The organism is Pedococcus sp., assembly GCF_036000045.1.
Lineage (GTDB): Bacteria > Actinomycetota > Actinomycetes > Actinomycetales > Dermatophilaceae > Pedococcus.
On record NZ_DASYGF010000075.1, the window covers coordinates 56,731 to 77,550 of the forward strand.

At 71.7% G+C, this 20,820-nt stretch carries 20 protein-coding genes and 1 tRNA gene; 10 read left to right on the top strand and 11 right to left on the bottom strand.

Annotated features, from left to right (window positions below; all coding sequences use genetic code 11):
* The first annotated feature begins 51 nt into the window (after positions 1 to 51).
* From VGN50_RS11920 to VGN50_RS11930, 3 genes are all read left to right on the top strand, one after another.
* Positions 52 to 1,077, top strand: coding sequence for a hypothetical protein (locus VGN50_RS11920; protein WP_327445009.1), 1,026 nt, complete (start codon positions 52 to 54; stop codon positions 1,075 to 1,077).
* A gap of 15 nt (positions 1,078 to 1,092) precedes the next feature.
* Entirely contained in the window at positions 1,093 to 1,557 is a 465-nt protein-coding gene (locus VGN50_RS11925; protein WP_327445010.1) for a hypothetical protein, read from the top strand.
* Between the two features lie 88 nt (positions 1,558 to 1,645).
* Positions 1,646 to 1,718 (top strand) — tRNA-Ala (locus VGN50_RS11930).
* 68 nt (positions 1,719 to 1,786) lie between these two features.
* On the opposite strand, the gene VGN50_RS11935 is transcribed toward VGN50_RS11930, so the two are convergent.
* The 8 genes from VGN50_RS11935 to galU all read right to left on the bottom strand — a co-directional run bounded on the left by VGN50_RS11935 (position 1,787) and on the right by galU (position 8,015).
* Complete coding sequence (locus VGN50_RS11935) at positions 1,787 to 2,569, bottom strand: zf-HC2 domain-containing protein (RefSeq protein ID WP_327445011.1); 783 nt, start codon at positions 2,567 to 2,569, stop codon at positions 1,787 to 1,789.
* Positions 2,566 to 3,078: a sigma-70 family RNA polymerase sigma factor gene (locus VGN50_RS11940; protein WP_327445013.1), complete on the bottom strand. Its 513-nt coding sequence runs from the start codon at positions 3,076 to 3,078 to the stop codon at positions 2,566 to 2,568. The genes VGN50_RS11935 and VGN50_RS11940 overlap by 4 nt, the downstream gene beginning before the upstream one ends.
* A 191-nt stretch (positions 3,079 to 3,269) precedes the next feature.
* Positions 3,270 to 4,238 carry a hypothetical protein gene (locus VGN50_RS11945; RefSeq protein ID WP_327445014.1) on the bottom strand — a complete coding sequence of 323 codons (969 nt, stop codon included), beginning with the start codon at positions 4,236 to 4,238 and terminating at the stop codon, positions 3,270 to 3,272.
* Positions 4,239 to 4,248: 10 nt separating this feature from the next.
* Positions 4,249 to 4,911 (bottom strand): GNAT family protein, encoded by a 663-nt coding sequence (locus VGN50_RS11950; RefSeq protein WP_327445015.1) that lies wholly within the window; start codon positions 4,909 to 4,911, stop codon positions 4,249 to 4,251.
* Positions 4,911 to 5,387, bottom strand: coding sequence for a MogA/MoaB family molybdenum cofactor biosynthesis protein (locus VGN50_RS11955; protein ID WP_327445016.1), 477 nt, complete (start codon positions 5,385 to 5,387; stop codon positions 4,911 to 4,913). The genes VGN50_RS11950 and VGN50_RS11955 overlap by 1 nt, the downstream gene beginning before the upstream one ends.
* The gene (gene moaC, locus VGN50_RS11960) at positions 5,384 to 5,815 is read right to left on the bottom strand and encodes a cyclic pyranopterin monophosphate synthase MoaC (protein WP_414694597.1); all 432 of its coding nucleotides are present in this window, start codon (positions 5,813 to 5,815) and stop codon (positions 5,384 to 5,386) included. Before moaC ends, VGN50_RS11955 begins: the two co-directional genes overlap by 4 nt.
* A 68-nt stretch (positions 5,816 to 5,883) precedes the next feature.
* Positions 5,884 to 7,104 carry a gephyrin-like molybdotransferase Glp gene (glp, locus tag VGN50_RS11965; protein WP_327445018.1) on the bottom strand — a complete coding sequence of 407 codons (1,221 nt, stop codon included), beginning with the start codon at positions 7,102 to 7,104 and terminating at the stop codon, positions 5,884 to 5,886.
* The gene (galU, locus tag VGN50_RS11970) at positions 7,101 to 8,015 is read right to left on the bottom strand and encodes a UTP--glucose-1-phosphate uridylyltransferase GalU (protein ID WP_327445019.1); all 915 of its coding nucleotides are present in this window, start codon (positions 8,013 to 8,015) and stop codon (positions 7,101 to 7,103) included. Before galU ends, glp begins: the two co-directional genes overlap by 4 nt.
* Positions 8,016 to 8,071: 56 nt before the next feature.
* Here galU and VGN50_RS11975 point away from each other — a divergent pair, with 56 nt between their 5' ends.
* Positions 8,072 to 8,644, top strand: coding sequence for a 5-formyltetrahydrofolate cyclo-ligase (locus tag VGN50_RS11975; RefSeq protein ID WP_327445020.1), 573 nt, complete (start codon positions 8,072 to 8,074; stop codon positions 8,642 to 8,644).
* A gap of 35 nt (positions 8,645 to 8,679) precedes the next feature.
* Here the strand turns inward: VGN50_RS11975 and VGN50_RS11980 are convergent, their stop codons facing one another.
* Positions 8,680 to 11,343 carry a penicillin acylase family protein gene (locus tag VGN50_RS11980; protein ID WP_327445021.1) on the bottom strand — a complete coding sequence of 888 codons (2,664 nt, stop codon included), beginning with the start codon at positions 11,341 to 11,343 and terminating at the stop codon, positions 8,680 to 8,682.
* 58 nt (positions 11,344 to 11,401) lie between these two features.
* Here VGN50_RS11980 and VGN50_RS11985 point away from each other — a divergent pair, with 58 nt between their 5' ends.
* From VGN50_RS11985 to VGN50_RS12005, 5 genes are all read left to right on the top strand, one after another.
* The gene (locus VGN50_RS11985; RefSeq protein WP_327445022.1) at positions 11,402 to 12,922 is read left to right on the top strand and encodes a potassium/proton antiporter; all 1,521 of its coding nucleotides are present in this window, start codon (positions 11,402 to 11,404) and stop codon (positions 12,920 to 12,922) included.
* Positions 12,923 to 13,011: 89 nt separating this feature from the next.
* Positions 13,012 to 13,344 carry an FmdB family zinc ribbon protein gene (locus VGN50_RS11990; protein WP_327445023.1) on the top strand — a complete coding sequence of 111 codons (333 nt, stop codon included), beginning with the start codon at positions 13,012 to 13,014 and terminating at the stop codon, positions 13,342 to 13,344.
* Between the two features lie 121 nt (positions 13,345 to 13,465).
* On the top strand, positions 13,466 to 14,308 hold the full coding sequence (locus VGN50_RS11995; protein ID WP_327445024.1) for an S-methyl-5'-thioadenosine phosphorylase: 843 nt from the start codon (positions 13,466 to 13,468) through the stop codon (positions 14,306 to 14,308).
* A 7-nt stretch (positions 14,309 to 14,315) separates the two neighbouring features.
* Positions 14,316 to 14,999, top strand: coding sequence for an SAF domain-containing protein (locus VGN50_RS12000; protein WP_327445025.1), 684 nt, complete (start codon positions 14,316 to 14,318; stop codon positions 14,997 to 14,999).
* 104 nt (positions 15,000 to 15,103) lie between these two features.
* Entirely contained in the window at positions 15,104 to 15,475 is a 372-nt protein-coding gene (locus tag VGN50_RS12005) for an MscL family protein (protein WP_327445026.1), read from the top strand.
* Positions 15,476 to 15,588: 113 nt separating this feature from the next.
* Here VGN50_RS12005 and VGN50_RS12010 read toward each other — a convergent pair whose 3' ends face one another.
* A complete protein-coding gene (locus VGN50_RS12010) occupies positions 15,589 to 19,653 on the bottom strand; it encodes an AAA domain-containing protein (RefSeq protein ID WP_327445027.1) in 4,065 nt (1,354 codons plus the stop codon).
* 318 nt (positions 19,654 to 19,971) lie between these two features.
* On the opposite strand from VGN50_RS12010, the gene VGN50_RS12015 reads away from it, so the two are divergent.
* Positions 19,972 to 20,175 carry a cold-shock protein gene (locus VGN50_RS12015; RefSeq protein WP_327445028.1) on the top strand — a complete coding sequence of 68 codons (204 nt, stop codon included), beginning with the start codon at positions 19,972 to 19,974 and terminating at the stop codon, positions 20,173 to 20,175.
* A 56-nt stretch (positions 20,176 to 20,231) separates the two neighbouring features.
* On the opposite strand, the gene VGN50_RS12020 is transcribed toward VGN50_RS12015, so the two are convergent.
* Positions 20,232 to 20,795, bottom strand: coding sequence for a DUF5946 family protein (locus VGN50_RS12020; RefSeq protein ID WP_327445031.1), 564 nt, complete (start codon positions 20,793 to 20,795; stop codon positions 20,232 to 20,234).
* Positions 20,796 to 20,820: the final 25 nt, after the last annotated feature.

A 20,820-nucleotide genomic window follows, 5' to 3' on the forward strand; every position in this document is an offset into this window, starting at 1 on the left:
GCGGGCGACACCACATCCGGCGATCTCCCGCCTTCTTCAAGGAGCGGAATCATGAAATCTGCACGGTACCTGGCCGTCCTGGGCGCCTCGGCCGCCTTGGCGGTCGCCGGCTCCCCGGCGTTCGCCTCGAACGGGGTCAACAGCAACGAGCTCCAGCAGCATGGGGCTGCGATGCGCACCGAACATGCCGCCGCCAGCAGCAAGACGGCACTCGCGACCTCGATCGCCGCAGAGCAGATGACCTACCACGGCGGACAGGTCCAGACCGCTCCCAAGGTGTACGTCGTGTACTACGGAAGCCAGTGGGGGACAACGGGATCCACAGGTCTGCCGACCACCGACCCGTCCGGCGTCGCTCCGCTCTATACGAAGTTCATCTCCAGCCTCTACGGCGCCGGTGACAACTGGTCGACCTCGACGACGCAGTACTGCTCCGGCGTCGCGGTGGGCAGCACGACCTGCGGCACGGGCGGCACGCACGTGGGCCACCCGGCGTCCAGCCCGCTGGCCGGCACCTGGGTCGACAACGGCGTCAGGTCGCCGAGCCGCGCCTCGCAGTCCCAGCTGACGGCTGAGGCGCAGCGGGCTGCCACCCACTTCGGCGTGAGCGGCAGCAACGTGCAGATCGTGGTCGCGTCACCGCACGGCGTCACGCCGTCCGGGTTCGGCACGCAGTACTGCGCCTGGCACACCGACACCACTGTCAACGGGCAGCCGATCACCTTCACCAACCTGCCCTACATCCCCGACGCAGGCGCCAGCTGCGGCTCCGGATACGTCGCCACGGGCACCAGCGGCGTGAACTCCGCGACGGAGGGCGTCACCATCGTCGGCGGTCACGAGTACGCCGAGACCGTCACCGACCCGCTGCCCAACACCCTCGAGGCATGGCGCGACGACGCGGACAGCACCACCGGTGGCGAGAACGGCGACAAGTGCGCCTGGTCCTACGGCACCTCCGGCATCGTGGCACTCAACGGGTCGAACTTCGCCGTCCAGAGCCTCTACAGCAACGACAAGAACAACAACACCGGCGGCTGCTCGATCTTCTACAACTCCTCCACCAACCAGGGCTGAGCAGACCCTCCGTCGATGACTATGCAGACCGTCAGGTGGTGGCGCCCATCTCTGGTGATGGGCGCCACCGCCGTCATCCTGGCCCTGACCGCGTGCGGCAGCCAGCCCGCACCCAGCGCCGGCTCTCCGTCACCCACGGGGATGTCGAGCTCGACCGCGACGGGGCCCTGCCACCCCCTGCCCCCCAGTGAGGTGCCGGGGCTCGACCGGGCCGTCACGCAGGCCGAGTCGGGCACCTACTGCGGGCACGTCGGGGTGAGCGTCCTCGTCGTTCTCAAGGCACCGTCCGACTCAGCCGCCTCCAGGTGGACCGAACCGGTCGTCAGTGGCCCGGCCCAGGGGGCGCAGACCCTCGCAGCGCCACTGACCGCGCTGCGGGGCACAACCGTGGCAGCGGTCCGCCTCACCAAGGCGGGGACCTACCGGCTCACGTCCACCAGCGGGCACACCGGATGGTCCGTGTCGCTACGCGTGTCCTGACCGAGGCCGGGGATCCGGCGGGCGCGCTGGCGCGATACCTCGCTTTTCGTCGTGGCCGGGGCTGGTGTTATTGTTTCGACCGCATCAAGGGGCTGTGGCGCAGTTGGTAGCGCGTCTCGTTCGCAATGAGAAGGCCAGGGGTTCGAATCCCCTCAGCTCCACCCAGTGCACGCCGCCGGCGCGGCCCTCAGCAATACCGCAGCGCGTCATACTCCGCGTCCGCCCGGCGTCAGGCCAGGGCCGCGCGCATCACCGTCTGCCCACCGTCGACCTGACGGATCTCGACCGCGGTGATCGAGGCGTAGGGCACGCGCGTCGTGCCGCTGGGGTGCATCACCTCACCGGCCCGAGCCCTCCACGCGGTGAGCTCACTGGCATGGCCGGCCCGGTCGACCACCCAGATCGCGTACTCGACAGAGCTGTAGTCCCGACCCCCAGCGCCGGACTCGGCGTGCGCGGGATCACCGGCGTACTGGCACTCGACCCGGAACTGCGTGCTCGCCGCCCCCCGCACCACGTCGACGACCGCGGTCATGCCCGACGGTTGCACCGGCGAGAACGCCAGGCGAGCCGAGGACGTGCGCCCTGACGCCACCGGCTGAGGGGAGGCAGGCTGCGTGGCCGAGGCCACGGCATACCCACCGGCAGCGCCGATGGCCAAGGCGGACGCGGCAACCGCGAAGGGGACGGCCCAGCCGCGCCTCCGACCGCGCCGGTCGGCCAGCCGCACCGGCGGCGAAACCTGCACCGGCATCGGCGGCAGAACCTGAGGCGGCTCGGGCGGCTCCGGCACGACGGGACCAGCCTCGTCCCAGGCCGCCAGGTCCAGCGCGAGCACCTCGCCCGCGGGCACCCGCCCCAGCAGCCCCGGCAGACCGGCGAAGTCGGCGACCGCGGCCTGACAGACCGAACACGCACTCAGGTGGTCCTCGAACTCGCGTCGCTCGTCGGAGGACAGCGCCCCCAGGACGTAGGCGGCATCCCACTCGGCGTAGGCGTCGACGGCCCTCATGGCCGGGTCACCCCCTTCTCCTGGAGCACGAGCCTCAGGCTGCGCAGCCCGTAGTGCAGACGCGACTTCACGGTCCCCTCGGGGATCCGCAGCTCGGCGGCGATCTCGGCCACGCTGCGTCCTTCGTAGTACGCCGACGCGATCACCCGACGGTGGTCGCGCGACAGGCACGAGAGCGCCTCGGCGATGAGCCAGTGGTCGAGCACCTCGGCTGAGCGGTCGCCCTCGCTGGGCTCGAGGAAGTCCGTGACCGCGACCTCGTGTCGCGAGGCCGCGCTACGCCAGCGGTCCACCACGAGATGACGGACGACGGTGAACAGCCAGGCCCGCGCCTGGGCATCACCGCGCATCGTCAGTGCCGGGTCGCGCCAGGCCCGCAAGAGCGCCTCCTGGACCACGTCCTCGGCAGCCTGCGCGTCATGGGTCAGCCGCAGCGCGAACCGCCACAGCTCGGGAGCATGCCGGTCGTGCAGGGCCTGCAAGGCCGCCTCACGCTCGGTCTGCTCCACCCGTCGCTCCTTGGCCGTCGGTACACCGACGCGACGATCTTCCCCGTTCGGGGCTCTCGCCGTAAAGGACGACACAGCGGACGCGCAGGTTCACCGCGGCCACGACTACTGCCCGGACGACGGCAGTTGCGGCCGGATCGGCCCTTTAGCCACGACTCCTGCCGGAGGGGCAGAACCGGGGGAGGGAATGCTCAGGCGCCGGCGACTCGGCGCACAGGCTCCTGCTCGTATGCCGTGAACTCGGTGTCGGCGTCGCCCACCAGGTCTGCGGCGGCCGGGGCAGGACGCGTCGCCCGCGACTTCATCGTGTATGTCGGCCGGGGTACCGGGACCGGGTCCCAGGTCAGCGGGATGTCGTCCTCGTCCACGAGGGGGCGCATCGGCACGGGCTGGGCCGACTCGAGCGTCTCGGCCGGGACCACCGACTCGGCCGGCTTGCGCGCCTCGGTCGCGACCGCCTGGACGTCGAAGAGCTCGGACCGTGCCTCCACTGACTCCCGCACCGGGGTCGGCTCGGCGGAGGTCTCCTCGCGGGGGGAGGCCACCTCGTGGGTCTGGCGGGGGCGGCGCGCAGGCGCCGAGGTTGCCACGACACGAGAGGCCCGACGGGCACGCTGCTCCGCGACAGCCGTGGCACGCACCCAGGCGACGGCGACGCCGATCGAGGCCACCGGGACGAGCAGGGTCACCAGCGGCAGCAGACCGAGGGCGACCAGGGGCACGGCGACGAGCACCGTCGACAGTGCACCGAGCATGATCAGGGCGCGCGTGCGACGGGCTGCTCTGCGCTCATCGCGGCGGCCAGCCGGGCCCTCGTCGCGGCGGTCAGCCGGGCGCTCGTCGCGGCGGCCAGCCGGCTCGTCGCGGTCACCGGCGTGCGGGGCCGAGGGCGAGACGGGAGCCTCGGCGGGAGCGGCGCGCTTGACGAGGATCTGGGCACGCGCGGGCCGCGCGGGTGCCACGGCATACGAACGGGGTTGCGGCGAGGACAGATCGGCGGCGGGCAGCGGGTTGCGACGCTCGAGGACTCGCATGGACTCCGAGAACTGGTCGACCGACCGTGCCGTGGCGAGGTGCTCACGGCGCCGGACCCAGTACTGCACGAAATAGGCAGCCCAGACGGCGATGATGACGAGGAAGACGAGACTGCTGGGCTGCACGAAGTCGAGGTTAGGTCTCTTGCCGGGGCCCGCCGGGGACCTGAGGCGGTGTGTCGCCAATGTGACTGGTGTGGTTGTTGTGGAGTCGCTCCATCAGCGTCCCCCCGCGCAGGTCCTCGGTCGTCACGGCGAAGGTCCGGTGGTCGCGCCAGGCGCCGTTGATGTGGAGGTAGGACCGTCGCAGACCCTCGTCCCGGAAGCCCAGCTTGCGCACGACGGCGAGGCTGTTGGCGTTCTCCGGACGGATGTTGACCTCGATGCGGTGGAGCCTGAGGCTGCCGAGGACATGGTCGCCAGCCAGAGCCAGCGCTGTCGGGGCGATGCCCTGCCCGGCGACGTCCCGGTCCACCCAGTACCCAGCCGCCGCCGACATCAGCGAGCCCCGTGAGATCCCGAAGACGGAAAGCTGGCCGACGATGCGGCCCCCGATCCGGATCGTGAACGGCAGCATCCGTCCGGCGCGCGCCTCCTTGCCGTAGTGCCGCACGAGCGCGGGGAACGTCACGACATGCGAGCCCTCGTCGGGAGAGGTCGCCTCCCACTCGGCCAGCCAGTCGCGGTTGCGGTCCCGCACTCCGCGCCACTGGTCGCCGTCCCGACGGCGGAGCTCGTTGAGCGCGATGGGCTGTCCGGTGGGAGTCTCACCGTGGAGCTCGACCGGCCAGGGTCCCATCAGTGGTCGCCTCCGGCGATCTGTGAGAGGGCATGGCGCAGGACCGGCTCGAGCACGGCCAGGGCGTCCCGGACGCCACCCGTCGAGCCGGGCAGGTTGACCACGAGCGTCTCGCCCGCCACCCCGGCTACGCCTCGGCTCAGCATCGCGGTCGGGACACCGGCGGCCACGCCCGCGTGACGGATCGCCTCGGCGATCCCAGGCACCTCACGGTCGAGGACCGCGCGAGTGGCCTCCGGCGTTCCGTCGCTCGGAGAGAGGCCGGTGCCACCCGTCGTGACGACGAGCGCGGGCTGGGCACCGAGGGCCGCACGCAGGGCCTCGCCGACAGCCGGCCCGTCCGGGACCACCGTCGCGTCGTCGACCTCGAACCCCTGCCGCCTCAACGCCTCGACGATGAGCGGCCCACCCCGGTCGGGGTACACCCCGGAGGACGCCCTGGTCGAGCACGTGATGACGACGGCCCGCTCGCTCACGGCTCCTCGACCCAGTCCCCGGAGCGACCACCGGACTTGGCGGTGACCCGGACGTCGGTGATGCGAGCGTGCTTGTCGACCGCCTTGACCATGTCGACGAGCGCGAGCGACGCCACGGCGACGGCCGTGAGGGCTTCCATCTCGATGCCGGTGCGGTCCGCGGTGCGGACCGTGGCCGTGATGTCGACCCCGTCGTCGGCGACAGCCACGTCGACGACCACCGAGTGGACCGCGATGGGGTGTGCGAGCGGGATCAGCTCCGGGGTCCTTTTCACCGCCTGTATGCCGGCGATGCGAGCCACGGCCAGCGCGTCACCCTTGGGGACCGCACCGGACCGCAACGCACGAACTGCGTTGGGGGACAAGAGGACCCGTCCGGCGGCACTCGCCTCACGAGCCGTTACCTGCTTCGCGGACACGTCAACCATGTGGGCAGAGCCGTCGGTCCGCACGTGGGTCAGGCCGCTGTCCGGGGCATCGCTCACGGGGGCGTCGCTCACGGCGCTTCCCTTCCCAGCAGTGGCAGGCACTCGACCTGCTCCCCCGGGCGCACCTCGGTGACCTCTGGCGGGATGACCGCAAGGGCGTCCGCAGCGGCGAGCGCGGCCAGCATGTGCGAGCCCTGCCCTCCGGCGAGCCGGGCGCGGTCCTCGTCGAGGATGACCCGCAGAAACTCCATCTTGCCCGGGACGGACCTGAAGGTCTCGGTGGCGACGGCCGTGAGATAGCCCGGCGGCCAGGCCGGTTCGGGTCGTCCGGCGAGCTGGCGCAGGGCCGGCGCGACGAAGACGTGGAACGACACCAGGGCGCTGACCGGGTTGCCGGGCAGGGTGAACACCGGCACCGCCTCGTCCCCGAGGACGCCGAAGCCCTGCGGCATCCCGGGGCGCATGGCGACCTTGTCGAACTGCATGGTGCCCACGCGCGACAGCACCTCTTTGACCGTGTCGAAGGCGCCCATCGACACACCACCCGTGGTGATGACGGCGTCGGCGCGCACGAGCTGGCCCTCGAGTGTGTCCATCAGGACGCGAGCGTCGTCGGGGACACCCCCGACGACGTAAGGGGTCGCACCGACAGCCGTCACCGCTGCGCTGAGCATGACCGAGTTCGAGTCCACGATCTGCCCGAAGCCAGGCGTGCGCCCCACCTCGACGAGCTCGTCCCCGGTCGAGAGGACGACGACCCGAGGTCTGGGCACGACCCGAAGCCGGGCCACACCGGCAGCCGCGAGCAGGGCGATCTGCCCGGGCCCGAGCAGGGTGCCACGGCGCAGGACCACCCGCCCTGCCTCGACGTCCTCGCCCTCCTCGCGGACGTGCTGGCCGACCACGGACCGTGCAGTGATGGAGACCCGGGCGATCCCGCCGTCGGTCGCCTCGACCGGGACCACCGCGTCCGCTCCTCGGGGCATGGGCGCGCCTGTCATGATGCGCATGGTCTGCCCCGGCGCGAGCGACAGCGGTCGCGTGTTGCCCGCGGCGATGTCGGTGACGACCGGAAGAACCACCGGCGAGTCCGGTGCCGCGCTCGCCACGTCGGCGGCATGCACGGCATACCCGTCCATGGCGGAGTTGGTGAAGCCGGGCAGCGAGCCTCGAGCCGTCACGTCCTCGGCGAGCACGCACCCCTGGGCATCGAGCACGCCCTGCTCGAAGGGGCGGATGACCTTGACCGTGCTGAGGATGCGGTCGAGGTGCTGCTCGACGGAGATCACCGCTGGGAGGAGGCTCTCTGGGCGCTGAAGTCGTCGAGCCACTCGCCGAAGTCCTTGCCGAGCTCGCCGTGGTCGACACCCAGCCGCACGACGGCCTTGAGATAGTCGAGGCGGTCACCCGTGTCGTAGCGGCGCCCTCGGAAGATCACGCCGTGGACGCCCCCACCTGGCTCCGTGGAGCTCGCCAGCGTCTGGAGCGCGTCGGTGAGCTGGATCTCGCCACCCCGGCCGGGGGGCGTGTGCTCCAGCACCTCGAACACCGACGGGTCGAGGACGTAGCGACCGATGACCGCGAGGTTGCTCGGCGCCTCTGACGGGTCGGGCTTCTCCACCAGACCCGTGATGCGCACGACGTCGCCGTCGCGGCCGTCGACGGCGGCGCACCCGTAGAGGTGGACCGACTCCGGCGGCACCTCCAGGAGCGCCACGACGCTTCCGCCCTTCTCGTCGCGGACCCGCAGCATCTCCTCGAGGAGGTGGTCGCGCGCGTCGATGAGGTCGTCGCCCAGCAGGACCGCGAACGGGTTGTCCCCGACGTGCTCCTTGGCGACGTGGACCGCGTGACCCAGGCCCTTGGGCTGGCCCTGGCGGACGAAGTGCACCTTGAGCGCCGCCGACTCGCGCACCCGCTCCAGCCGGTGGAGGTCGCCCTTGGCCTCGAGCGCCTGCTCGAGCTCCCAGTGATGGTCGAAATGGTCCTCCAGCGCGGCCTTGTTGCGGCCGGTGATGATCAGGATGTCGTCGAGCCCCGCGCGGGTCGACTCCTCGACCACGTACTGGATGGCCGGCTTGTCGACGACCGGCAGCATCTCCTTGGGAGTGGCCTTGGTCGCCGGGAGGAAGCGAGTACCCAGCCCCGCGGCCGGGATCACTGCCTTGGTCACCGGGCGCGTCGTCTGGTCGGGGCTCATGGCCCAACCCTAACGGCCTGAGCACGAACGACCCAGGTCAGGGCAGGATGGAGCCCGTGACAGAGCATCCGTCGGCTGTCGCCGAGAAAGCTGTCGTCCGAGCCCGTCTCCGGGCCCGGCGCCGAGCCGAGGTGGCCGGCCGCGACCGCGCCTCCGACGCCCTGGCGCTGGCCATCGACGCGCTTCAGGTGGTGCACGACGCCGGGGTCCGGCGCGGGTCGTGGGTCGCGGCCTACGAGTCGATGCCCTCCGAGCCGCCCACCGAGGCACTGCTGGAGGCGCTGGTGGCCCGCGGCATACGCGTCATGGTGCCCGTCACCCTCGCCGAGTGGGACCTGGACTGGCGAGAGGTCGGCACCGACGTCGACCTCGGTCGCGACGCCATCGACCGGGCCGAGGTCGTCTTCGTCCCCGCGCACGCCGTCGACACCGACGGGCACCGGATCGGGCAGGGCAAGGGCTGCTACGACCGCGCGCTCCCCCGGACCCGCGCGCTCGTGGTCGCCGTGGTCCACCCGTGGGAGCTCGTCGACGAACCGCTGCCGCACGAGCCCCACGACCAGCCGGTCGATGCCGTCATCGCTGCGGGACGTGGCGTATGCCGCGTGCGCGCGACCACGACTCCCTAGCGGCGCGCCGGGGCACCCGCTTCACCCATCACACATCAGTCGTCGGAGCTGTCCGGCACGAGGGTGAGGTCATCGCCGCCGGCGGCGACGACCGCAGCCCGACTGAACGGCCACGCGAACTGCTCGTTGTTGGCCCACGCGCCGATCTGGTCGTCGTAGTGGGCGTCGAAGGCATGCCCGCTCTCGCCGGTCTGGTTGACCCAGCGGGAATGGTCGAAGTTGGACAGGTCGACCACCATCCGCATCGACGGGGCCCAGTCGACCCCGAACCCGACGCTGGCATCCCAGCCGTTGGCGTCGACGATCGCCGAGCCGCCGGGCAGGTCCATGGGCCCGCGGTTGAACATCGACGACACGAACCCCGGGACGTCGCTGCCACCGAGCACCTGGTGCTTCAGGGTCAGCTGGTGCAGCTGGCCCCACTGCCACTCCGTCGGGTCCTTGCCGAGCTCCTTGGTCAGCTCGAGCCGGGCGTCGACCAGGGCCTTGCGCAGGATCTCACCCTCGCCCTCGGTGACACCGGGAGTGCGCTTGTCGTCCCACCACGCCGAGTGGGGGTTCTGGAGGAGGTTGGCCACCGCCTCCATCCACTGCGCCCCACCGTCGGCGCGCAGGTCCTTGGGGAGCTCGTCGTCGAAGGTCAGGTCGAGCAGCTTGGACCACACGGCGTTGTAGTAGGCCGCTGCCGCACCGGCCCGCGAGCTCCCGACCGGGTTGGTGAAGTCCCATCCGCGCAGGAGGTCCTGGGCCTGCTTGGTGAAGCCGTCACTGTGCAGGTCCACCTTGAGCAGCGCCTTGACGAGGGTGGGCGCGAACTGGCTGCGGGTGTCGCCCTGGATGGCCGACATGGCTGCCGGGGTCACCTTGGTGTTGTGCTCCAGGAGCGTGCGGATCCGCTGGCTGCGGAAGCCGTAGTCCCACTCGGTCGTGAGGAACGGCGTGCCGCTCTGCGTGGCCGCCTGGTTGGCGGCGACGAGGAAGCCCTCGGGCGGGTTGTAGGTGTAGGGCATCTGCTGGAACGGGACCCAGCCCTTCCAGTCCCACGCGGACACCCAGCCCGGCCGGATCCAGTACCCGGGAGGCGCATCCATGTACCGGCTCCGGATCGGGATCTGCCCCGGCGCCTGGTAGCCGATGTTGCCGGCCGTATCGGCATACAACAGGTTCTGCGCGGGGACCGCGAAGGAGCGGGCGGCGTCGCGGAACTGGGCGAAGTTCGTCGCCTGGTCCAGCCCGAAGATCGCGTCGGCGGTCTGACCGACCTGCAGCCCCGTCCAGTCCAGCGCCACCTCGTAGGTGCCGGGGCTGGTCCGTCCGTTGACCGGTGGGCTCTCCCCCGCCTGCTCGACCGGCTCCAGGGCGTCGGACAGGATCGGCCCGTGCACGGTGCTGCGCACGGTGATCGTCTGGTCGCTGCCGCCGGCGACCTTGATGGTCTCGGTGCGCGTGGTCAAGGGGACCTGCCTGCCGTCGCGCAGGTAGGTGGTGCCGCGGACCTGCTCGAGGAAGAAGTCGCTGACGTCCGGGCCCAGGTTGGTGAAGCCCCACGCGATCGACTGGTTGTGACCGATCACGACACCCGGCAGCCCAGAGAACGAGTATCCGGTGACGTCGAACGGGCACGCGCTCGACAGGGTGCGGCAGTGCAGGCCGACCTGGTACCAGATGCTCGGGATGCTGACGCCGAGATGGGGGTCGTTGGCCAGCAACGGCTTCCCGGTGCTCGACCTCGAGCCCGAGACGACCCAGGAGTTGGAGCCGATGCCGTCCCCGCGGCCCACGGTCTGCGGCACGGCGTCCAGGACCTGCTGGACCTGGGCATAGGTCTGCTGCAGCCCAGCGGCCGTGGTCGGAGGCGTGGTCGGGGGGGTCGTCGCGGTCGTGGCGGGGGCCGTGGCCGTGGCAGTGGCGGCCGCCCCGGCGGCCCGCAGCCCGGCCGCGGAAGGGACCGCGGAGCCGGCTCCCGTCGCGTGGGAAGCCGTCGGGCTCCAGTCCTGCGGCGAGAGGATGGGCTTGTTCTGGGTGTAGGGGTACGGCGGGAAGAGCTGGTTGATCTGGCTGATCGGCATCGATCCGGCCAGGCGCGCTCGCATCAGCTCTGAGGTGTAGTCGCCCCGCAGGTCCCAGGCCATCGCCTTGAGCCACGCCAGGGAGTCGGCGGGCGTCCAGTCCTCGACGCGGTAGTCGGGCACGGTCGTCGACAGGACGGTGTACTCGAGCGACATCTGCGAGGGGCTGCCCTGCTGGTGGATGTAGGCGTTGACCCCGTCGGCATAGGCCTGGAGGTAGCGGCGGGACTCCGGCTTGAGGGTGGGCAGCTCGGCCTCGGCCACGCGTCTCCAGCCCAGCGTGCGGATCACCTTGTCGGTGGTGAGGCCGGCCTTGCCGACCAGCTCGGAGAGCCGCCCTGAAGTGATGTGGCGGCGCAGGTCCATCTCGAAGAAGCGGTCCTGCGCGTGGACGAAGCCCTCGGCGCGGAACAGGTCCTCGGCGTTGTCGGCATAGATCTGGGGTATGCCGTGGTCCCCCCGGAGCACCTGAACCCTGCCGGTCAGCCCCGGCACCTTGACCTCCCCTCCCGTGGTCGGAAAGGGCCGACGCACCCAGGTCACCGCCAGCACCGTGGCCACCGCGAGGACGACCGCGAGGAGGGCAGCGAGGACCAGAGCACTGCGACGGATGAGATTCACGCGAGACACCCTGCGAGACTATCCGCACGACTTCGAGGGAAAGGACGGGCGGGCCGTGCTCCCAGGGATGCCTGCAGCCGACTCGCCATCCGCCTCGTTCACCGTCCATGACCTCACCCCCGCGCTCCTGGTGGGGTCGGTGGTGCTCCTCGTGTCGGTGGCCGCGGTTCGCCTGTCGGTGCGGTCGGGGCTGCCGTCGCTGCTCATCTATCTCGCCATCGGGCTGGCCATCGGCGAGTCGGGTCTGGGCATCAGGTTCGACTCCGCCCAGCTGACCCAGGTGCTGGGGTACTCGGCGCTCATCCTCATCCTGTCCGAGGGTGGCCTGAGCACCCGATGGTCGGCCATCCGCCGCTCCGTCGCGCCGGCGGCCGTGCTCTCGACGGTCGGCGTGCTCGTGTCCGTGGGCGTGGTGGCCCTGGCCGCGCGGTTCGTCCTGCGGCTGGACTGGAACACCGCTCTGCTGGTCGCGGCCATCCTGTCCTCGACCGACGCGGCCGCCGTGTTCTCCGTCCTGCGCCGGGTGCCGCTGCCCCACCGGATCACGGGGATGCTGGAGGCGGAGTCCGGCTTCAACGACGCCCCCGTGGTCATCCTGGTGACCGCGCTCGCGTCGCGCAGTGGCAACCCCTCAGCGGCCCAGTCGTGGTGGATGCTGGCGGGGACCGCTCTGCTGGAGCTGGCCGCCGGGGCGGTCATCGGGCTCGCCGTGGGCTGGCTCGGTGGGCAGTTCATGCGGCGGGCGGCGGGGGGTTCGTCCGGCCTGTTCAGCATCGGGGTGGTCGCCCTCACTGTCCTCGCGTATGCCGCGGCAGCCAGCGTGCACGCCAGCGGCTTCATCGCCTGCTACCTGGCAGCGCTCGTCCTGGGCAACCTGCGCCTCCCCCACGGTCCGGCGGTGAAGGGCCTGTCGACCGCCCTGGGGTGGCTGGCGCAGATCGGGCTGTTCGTCCTGCTGGGCCTGTTGGCGTCGCCCAGCCGGATGGCCGGACAGATCCTGCCCGCCATCGTCATCGGACTGGTGCTGCTGCTGGTCGCCCGGCCCTTGTCCGTGCTGGTGTCTGTGGGGCCGTTCGGCCTGGGTTGGCGGGACCAGGTGTTCCTGTCCTGGGCGGGCCTGCGTGGCGCGGTGCCCGTCGTTCTCGCCACGGTGCCGTTGACCATCGGCGCGCACCGGGTCGACTGGATCTTCGAGCTGGTCTTCGTGCTCGTCGTCATCTTCACCCTCATCCAGGGCCCGACGCTGCCGTGGCTGGCGCGGCGACTGCGGATCGCGGAGGAGTACCAGTCGCTCGACCTCGACGTGGAGGCCACCCCATTGGAGGAGATGGGGGCCGAGATGCTCCAGGTCACCGTGGGCGAGGAGTCACGTTTGCACGGCGTGGAGATGTTCGAGCTGCGGCTACCCGAGGGTGCCAACGTCACGCTGGTGGTCCGGGGCGGCCGCGGGTTCGTCCCCGTGGCCAACACCGCGATCCGGTCCGGCGACCAGCTCCTCATCATCGCCACGGCAGAGTCCCGGAGCCGGGCAGAGAAGCGCGTCCGGGCCGTGAGCCGGCTCGGGCGGCTGGCTGGGTGGAAGGCGTAGGCGGCGGCAGGTCCGCGGCCGATCTATACTTGGCACTCGACCACCCCGAGTGCCAAGTCCGGCACCCTGCGCGACCTTTGGAGGAACTCGTGCCGACGTACTCCTACGCCTGCACCGCGTGCGACCACCGCTTCGACGCGGTCCAGTCGTTCAGCGACGAATCGCTCACCGTCTGCCCCGAGTGCGGCGGCCGCCTGCGCAAGGTCTTCAACGCCGTGGGCGTGGTCTTCAAGGGTGGCGGTTTCTACCGCACCGACTCTCGCAGCGGGTCCTCCGCCTCGGTGCCGGCTGCCAGCAGCGACTCCTCCAGCTCGTCCGGCTCGTCGGCCTCGAGCTCCTCGGCCGGCACTGCGGCAGCGTCCGGGTCGACCTCCGGGTCTGCGAGCTCCAAGGGCACCAAGGACGGCTCGTCCGCGGCCTGAGCGGGCGGCATACGGTCCCACCACCCCCGATCCTGTCCACATGGACGGGCTTTGTCGTGCTCGCTCCACAGAGGCCCTGACGTGGGGCGGCCCTGACGCACCGCGTGCGTAGGCTGCCCGCATGACGACGACTGCTGGGCAGGCGCGTGCCGATGTGGGGCTGATCGGTGGCTCGGGGTTCTACTCGTTCTTCGACTCGGCCGAGCGGGTGCGGGTCAGCACGCCGTTCGGCGACCCCAGCGACGACGTCGTGGTGGGCGAGGTGCAGGGTCGCCGGGTCGCGTTCATCGCCCGGCACGGCCAGGGCCATCGGTTCCCGCCCCACGGCGTCAACTACCGGGCCAACCTCTGGGCGCTCCGCTCGGTCGGCGTCCGCCAGGTGCTCGCCCCGTGCGCGGTGGGCTCGCTCAGGGCCGAGCTCGGCCCGGGCACCGTGGTCGTGCCCGACCAGGTGGTCGACCGCACCTGGGGTCGCGAGCACACGATCTATGCGGGCGAGGGGCCGGTCGTGCACGTGGGCTTCGCCGACCCGTACTGCCCCCGTGGCCGGGCGGTCGCCGTCGAGGCGGCCCGGGCCGCGGGCACGGCGGTCGCCGAGGAGGGCACGCTGGTCGTCGTCAACGGGCCGCGGTTCTCGTCCGCGGCGGAGTCGCGCTGGCACCAGCAGGCCGGGTGGTCGGTCGTCGGCATGACCGCCATGCCCGAGGCGGCGATCGCTCGCGAGCTCGCCATGTGCTTCACCACGGTCGCCTTGGTCACCGACCAGGACGCCGGGGTGGGCGGTGGCGAGGCGGTGACCCACGAGGAGGTGCTCGCCGTCTTCGCCGACAACGTCGGGCGCCTCAAGTCGGTCCTGCAGGCCGCGGTGAGGGCACTCCCCCCGGCCGAGGACGACGAGGTCGCGACCTGTGCCTGCAGGCGGGCCCTCGACGGACTCACGCTGCCGTTCGCCCTGCCGGGCTGACCTCGGCATGCCGGGGCTGGGGGGCCTGGTCGGCGCGCTGTTCGGTCCCGGAAGGCGCCGCGCGTGGCGCCGACGGGTCCTGCGCCGGGTGGTCGCCGCACTCTGCGCCGTCACGGCCGTCGCAGGGGTTCTGGCGTCGGTCCGAGCGCCGGCGAGCGGCCCCACGGTGGCGGTCCTCGTGGCGAGCCAGCGCCTGGCTGTGGGGCAGATCCCGTCGGGTTCCGCCGTGCACGTCGTGAGGTGGCCACAGAACCTGGCGCCCAGCGATGTGCTCGACTCTGCCTCCCGCGTCGGGGGGCGACGGCTCAGCGCTGTGCTGTCAGCCGGCGAGCCGGTCACCGAGCATCGGCTGTCGACCTCCGCCCTGCTCGACGGGCAGCCGGTGGGGACCGTCGCCGTGCACGTCGCCCTGGCCGACCCCGCGGCGAGCGCCATGGTCAGCGCCGGCGACCGCGTCGACCTGGTCGGACCTGGCGGCACCGTGGCGCGGGGAGTCCTCGTGTTACGCAGCGATGACTTCTCGGGTTCGTCGTCGGGCGGACTCGTTCCAGGTGCTGCCACCAGCCCCCGGTCGGCGGAGCCGGCCGGCATCGTCGTTGCCGCAGGCCACGAGAGCGCCGAGGCCATCGCCCGCGCTCCCGTGGATGCGCTCGGGCGCCCGTCGCTGACGCTGCTGCTCCGGGCCGGGTGACGGGCGGCCCGGAGCCACCCCTCTGTGGGACCCCATACGAGCGTGGGGGTCGCTACCGTGAACGCGGTAGGACCACCACTCTCAGGGAAAGGGTCACGACACCCATGAAAGGCTTCAAAGACTTCGTCATGCGGGGCAACCTCGTCGAGCTTGCCGTCGCCTTCATCATCGCCACCGCCTTCGCCGCCGTGGTCAAGACGTTCACCGACCTCCTGCTCGGCATCATCGGCAAGGCCGGCGGGAAGCCGGACTTCAACGCCTACAAGCCGGCCGGCCTGCCTGTGGGCACCTTCCTGACGGCTCTGGTCTCGTTCCTCATCCTGGCCGCCATCGTCTACTTCTTCGTGGTCAAGCCCTACGAGGCCGCCAAGGCTCGCTTCTCCCGGACCGAGGTCGACGCTGCGCCCGACGAGCAGATCGTGCTGCTGCGCGAGATCAGAGACGCCCTGGGCCGTGCGGCGGACCCCCGCGCCTAGGCCCTCCTGCCCCGCGAAGGGTGGCGATCTGCAGCCTCGGGCAACGCCAGGGCCGCAGGTTGCCATCCTTCGCTCAGTGGTTCAGCCGCGCGAGGGGTGAGTCGCGCAGTGGGTCAGTCGCTGCCCCAGTGCGGCGGCCGCTGCTCCTGCAGCCAGCGGTCGTGCGCGTCCTGGTCGCGGCGCTCACCCCACCCGAGGTCGGTGTCATCGGTGGTCTGCTCGGGCGCGGTGTGGTCGGCGGCCCGCCCCGCCCTACGGCCTCGCACCCGCCGGCGGCGGGCGCCCTCGTCGCGGGAGGGGTGGAACTCCTCCTCGCCGTCAGGTGCCATGAGCTCCTCCTCTGGGGGCATCGCCAGCCCCGGCCCGTCATCGGACGAGGGCTCGTCAGCCAGGTCCTGCACAGATCCGCCCATTCCGGCCGCGGCGGCGCGAGCGACGGCGGCGTGCACCCGTGACACGCTCCGCGCCGGGTCACGGAACAGGTCCGTCGACCAGACCCGGACGTACCCCCAGCCGAGCCGCTCCAGGTGCTCGGGTCGCAGGCGGTCGCGCTCGCGGGTGCTGGGCGTGGCGGCATACGCGGGGCCGTCCGTCTCGACGGCCACGAGCACCGTGCCCGGCTTCTCGGGGTCCTCGACCGCGAGGTCGACCGGGTGGTCACCGGCCCCGAACGCCTCGTGCACCACCAGTCCCGACCCACGCAGCCGATCGGCGAACTCGCGCCGCAGGGCATCGGCGCCTGCTCCTGCGCCTGAGCTCGCAGGCGTGAGGGCGGGGGTGGGCAGGGTGCCGTCCGCGGCATACGCGAGGAGGTCGCGGAGCAGCAGCGCACCCTCGGCCTTCAGACGGGCGGGGTCGAGGTCGGCGGCGAGCAGGGAGGACACGACGGTCATCCGGCGGCGGGCCCGGGTGACGGCGACGTTGAGGCGCCGCTCGCCTCCCTCGAGGTTGAGTGCCCCGAAGCGGTGCAGCACCCGACCATGGGGCGTCTTGCCGTAACCCACGGAGAGGATCACGGCGTCGCGCTCATCGCCCTGGACCTGGCCGAGGGGCTTGACGAAGAAACGTTCCGGACGGTCCTCCTCGAAGAAGTCCGCCACGCCGTCAGCCTCGACCAACGCACGGCGCAGGGCGTCGTCCAGCCGGTTCGCGTGCTTGTGTCCGAGCGTGATGACGCCCAAGGACTCGTGCGGACGCGTCCGGGCGTGCTCGAGCACCAGGTCGACGACCCGGCTGACCTCGGCCTCGGTGGTCTCGATGGCCTCCTCGCCGGGCTGCACCACGCCCGAGCCCTCGACGGACTCGAGCGCCACGGGCCGCTCATGGCCGGTGCCGGGGAAGGTCACGAGCGAGCCGCCATAGATCACGTGGTTGGAGAGCTCGACCAGCCGCTGGTCATGCGAGCGATAGTGCACGCTGAGCCGCCGGGTCGGCAGCGCGGCCGACAAGACGTCGAGCACCGACTCGTAGCCCTCGGTCAGGACCTCGTCCTCGGGCGCGATCTCCTCGTCCAATGCGGAGGTGCTGAAGCTGCTCGGGGGCAGCTGATGCTCGTCCCCGACGACGACGACCTGCGTCGCGCGCGAGATCGCCGAGACGGCGCGCGCCACGGGGATCTGGGAGGCCTCGTCGAGGATGACGACGTCGAACCACGGACCCGGGGGCACCACCGAGGCGACGACGAGTGGCGACATGGTCCACACGGGCTTGGCGGCCGTCAGGGTCTGCCCAGCCAAGGCCATCAGCTCCCGCGCCGGACGGTGCCGTCGCACCTTGGCCGCCTCGGCACGCACCAGCTCAGCCTGGTCCGGGTGGTCCGCCAGCACCTCGCGCAGCCGCCGGCTCGCGCTCGCCCGGACTCGCTCGGCGGTCCGGCGGAGATGTTCGTGGTCGGCCGCGACGTACTCGCGCACCACGCGGTGCAGCTGCGCGCCGTCGTGGGCGCCGTACCGGGGGTCGCGCTCCGCGACCTCCTCGACGAGCGAGGTCCACCAGACGAAGTCGAGCTCCCGCGAGACGTCCTCCGGCTCCACTCCTCGGCGAGCGAGGTCGTCGACCAGCGCGCCCATCCCCGCCTCGCGGAGGGCGTCGAGCGCACCGGTCACCTGCGGCAGGATCGTCAGCCGGTCCGGGCGCGCCGCCAGCCCGGTCATCCGTCGCTCGAGGTCCTCGAGCGGAGCGTCCATCAGGTCGCCTCCGGCGGCGGTGGGGGCCAGCCGCTCACCGAGCCAGCGGAGGTCGGAGGCCACCGCCTCGTATGCCGCGCGGGCCCGGTCCAGGTCCACGGGGATCTCGGGGCGGCCGCCCGCACCGGCCATCTGCTGCCAGGCCACCCGCTGCTTCTGGGCGTCGAGCAGGGCAGCGTGCAGGTCGGGCGGCGGCGGTCCCGGTCGGAGCAGCGAACGCGTCTGCCGCCGCAGCCTCGAGCGCGCCGACCAGCTGAGGGCCACCCCGTTGGCGTCGCGGTAGTCCTTGTCACCGGTGGCCGCGACGAGGTCACCGAGCGGAATGTCGAAGACCTCGGGACGGAACACCTCGAGCGTGTCGCGCACGTTGCCGACAGTGTCGAGCACTGCGCTCCAGTCAGACAGCCGTTTCGCCTGAGGCAGGGTGACCTCGGCGAACACCTCCTGCATCGTCTGCTCGAGCGCCTGGAGGCCGCCCTGGGCAAAGCGGCTCGTGATGTCGCGAGCGCGGAGCGCGTCCTCGGCGGTGCTGATGCGGGCGCCGTACCAGGGATCGGTGCCGTCGTCCGTCGACCAGGCCCCGAGCGCAGCGGCCTCCGTGAGCGCCCGGCCGAGGTCCTCGACGGTCCGACGGTCGAGCCGTTCCAGCTGTGCCCCCCGCAGCCGGACCCGCGACGTCGGCGGATGATGGGCTGCGCTCAGCCTGGCGATGGCCTCCTGGGCCTCGTAGGCAGAGACGCCCCAGGGCTCGCGGGTCTCGTGCAGGGCCCGCGAGTGACCGACCAGCGTGCCGCGACTCGCGACGAGAGCGCGCTCCAGGTCTGCGGTGTCGGGCTCCTCGGCCCGGGTGCCCCGCTCGAGGGCAGCACCCAGCTGCTGGGCCAGCCCGCGCCGGTCGACCCCGCCGTCATAGGCGTCGAGGACGAGGTCGGACAGCCCCACGCGGTCGAGGCGCGAGAGCACGGCTTCAACCGCCGCCCGCTTCTCGGCGACGAACAGGACGCGCTTGCCCTCGGCCGCCAGGCTCGCGACGAGGTTGGTGATGGTCTGCGACTTGCCGGTGCCGGGGGGACCCTGGATGACCAGGTGGGCGCCGGAGCGCACCGCGTCGATGGCGGCCTGCTGGTCGGAGTCGGCGTCGACGACGAGCAGCTCGCGCGCGGGGTCGATGTCGGCGCCACCATCGGCGTCGAGAGGAGACAGGGGTACCTCGCGGTCGACCGCCCGCAGCGCCTCCGGGTCCCCCGCGAGCGCCGCGACGACATCGTGGTCGGCCAGCGAGCTCCCTTGCGCTGCAAGGTCAGCCACCATCGGTAGCTTGGCGTACGAGAACGTGCCGACCACGAGTCGCGGGGTCACCGAGAAGTCCGGGACGTCCGCGCAGAGCCGGGTCAGCTCGGCATACACGGGGTAGGGGTCGAAAGCTCCCCCATGGCTCGCGAGGTCCTCCAGCGCACCGGTGTCGAGCCGTAGCCCCTGCTCCGAGCGGAGGTAGTGCTCGAGTACCGGGTTGACCTCGACCTCGTAGCCCAGGTCGAGGTCGAAGTCCTCACGCGTTGGGCCGGTCGGCCGCAGCACGCAGCGCCGCAGCAGCACCGGTGCGGCGGGAGCTCGCGACGCACCACGGACGGTCCAGGTCGCCATGCCGAGGGCGAGGAAGCCGGCCGCGATGCCTCGCTCCTCCGACAGCTCGAGCGTCTTGGTGCGGATGGTGCGGGCCCGACGACGTGCCTCGTCGAGCGCAGCCGGTTCGCGGACGAGATCGGACAGGCGGGTGGGGCGTCCTGCGAGGAGCATCGCCAGACCCCCGGGATGGGCGGTCGTCAGGTCGAGAGTGCCGCTGGGCAGGTCGCGGTACCACAGCAGCGTGTTGCGGCCGCCGAGGTCGACGAGGTGACGCTGCCAGCTCTTGACCGCCCGGGCGACACCAGCCGCCCGGGTGTCGAGGTCGGGCTCCGGCACTGCACGGGTCTCGTCGTTGGGCTGGGTCACCCACGCAGGCTAACCGGCTGACCTGTCCATCCGGTCGAACGACCCGGACACTGCAACGACGAGACGCTGAGGCCGCTGGGGACCACCTGCAGCCGCCTCCACGGGGCCCTCTCGAAGTGACCCCCTGGCGGGCGATAAGGCGGAGTGGGGGTCTCGACTGGTACCGTCGTCGTCGTTGCCGTTCCAGTCCACCCTCCAGCGGGCTCGGCGCGACGGAGCCCGCCGCGTGATTGTTCGCGCGCGTGTCGCCTGTCGTGACCATCGGCGGCATGAGGTCTCCACACGGGAGGCCTCGCACAACAAGAAGAGGCAGCACCAGTGGCAACAGGCACCGTGAAGTGGTTCAACAGCGAAAAGGGCTTCGGCTTCATCGAGCAGGACGGCGGCGGCGCTGACGTCTTCGTTCACTACTCGGCCATCGAGAGCAGCGGCTACCGCGAGCTCCAGGAGGGCCAGAAGGTCGAGTTCGACGTCACCCAGGGCCCCAAGGGTCCCCAGGCGGAGAAGGTCAAGGGCATCTGACCCTCTCGACCCCAGAGCGCAGTCCCTCGACCGTATGGTCGGGGGATTTCGCCGTCTTAGAGGCCCTGATCGGCGCACAGGTCGGCGATCACCTGGTGCACCGCCGCCCAGTGCTCCCAGACCTCGCCGGCCCACCGCCACAGCGCGTCGTCGCGTGTGTCGTCGGCTGGTTGCTGCATCACGTCGGCCACGACCATCCCGGTGAGGTCGGCAGGGGCGGCCAGCTCGGGCCAGTGGCGCCGGCGCCGGGCCAGCCTCATGTGCGCCTGCTGGACCTCGCGGCCCGTCCGCCCCAGGTCCAGGGCCAGGTGCAGCCCGACGAGGCCGAACCACGTCGCCATGGGCTTGGCGGGGGGCCCAGGGTGCTGGGCGGCATACGCGTCGACGGCCTCCTGGTGGATGAAGTCCCGGCGGCCCCCCGTCAGGTTGTATGCCGCGAGCTCCTGGTACGCGGCATAGCACTCCGCCGAGGCGCGGAAGCGTGACTCGACGCTTCCCCCATACACGGGCGCCGTGTACCCGCACGACGGGCAGGTCGTCGTCGCCACCTCACCGCGATCTACGCCAGGATCCACACCACCACAATCCACACCATCACGATGCCCGATGGGCCGGAGCACCGGTCCATCGGGCCGGGACGGCTTC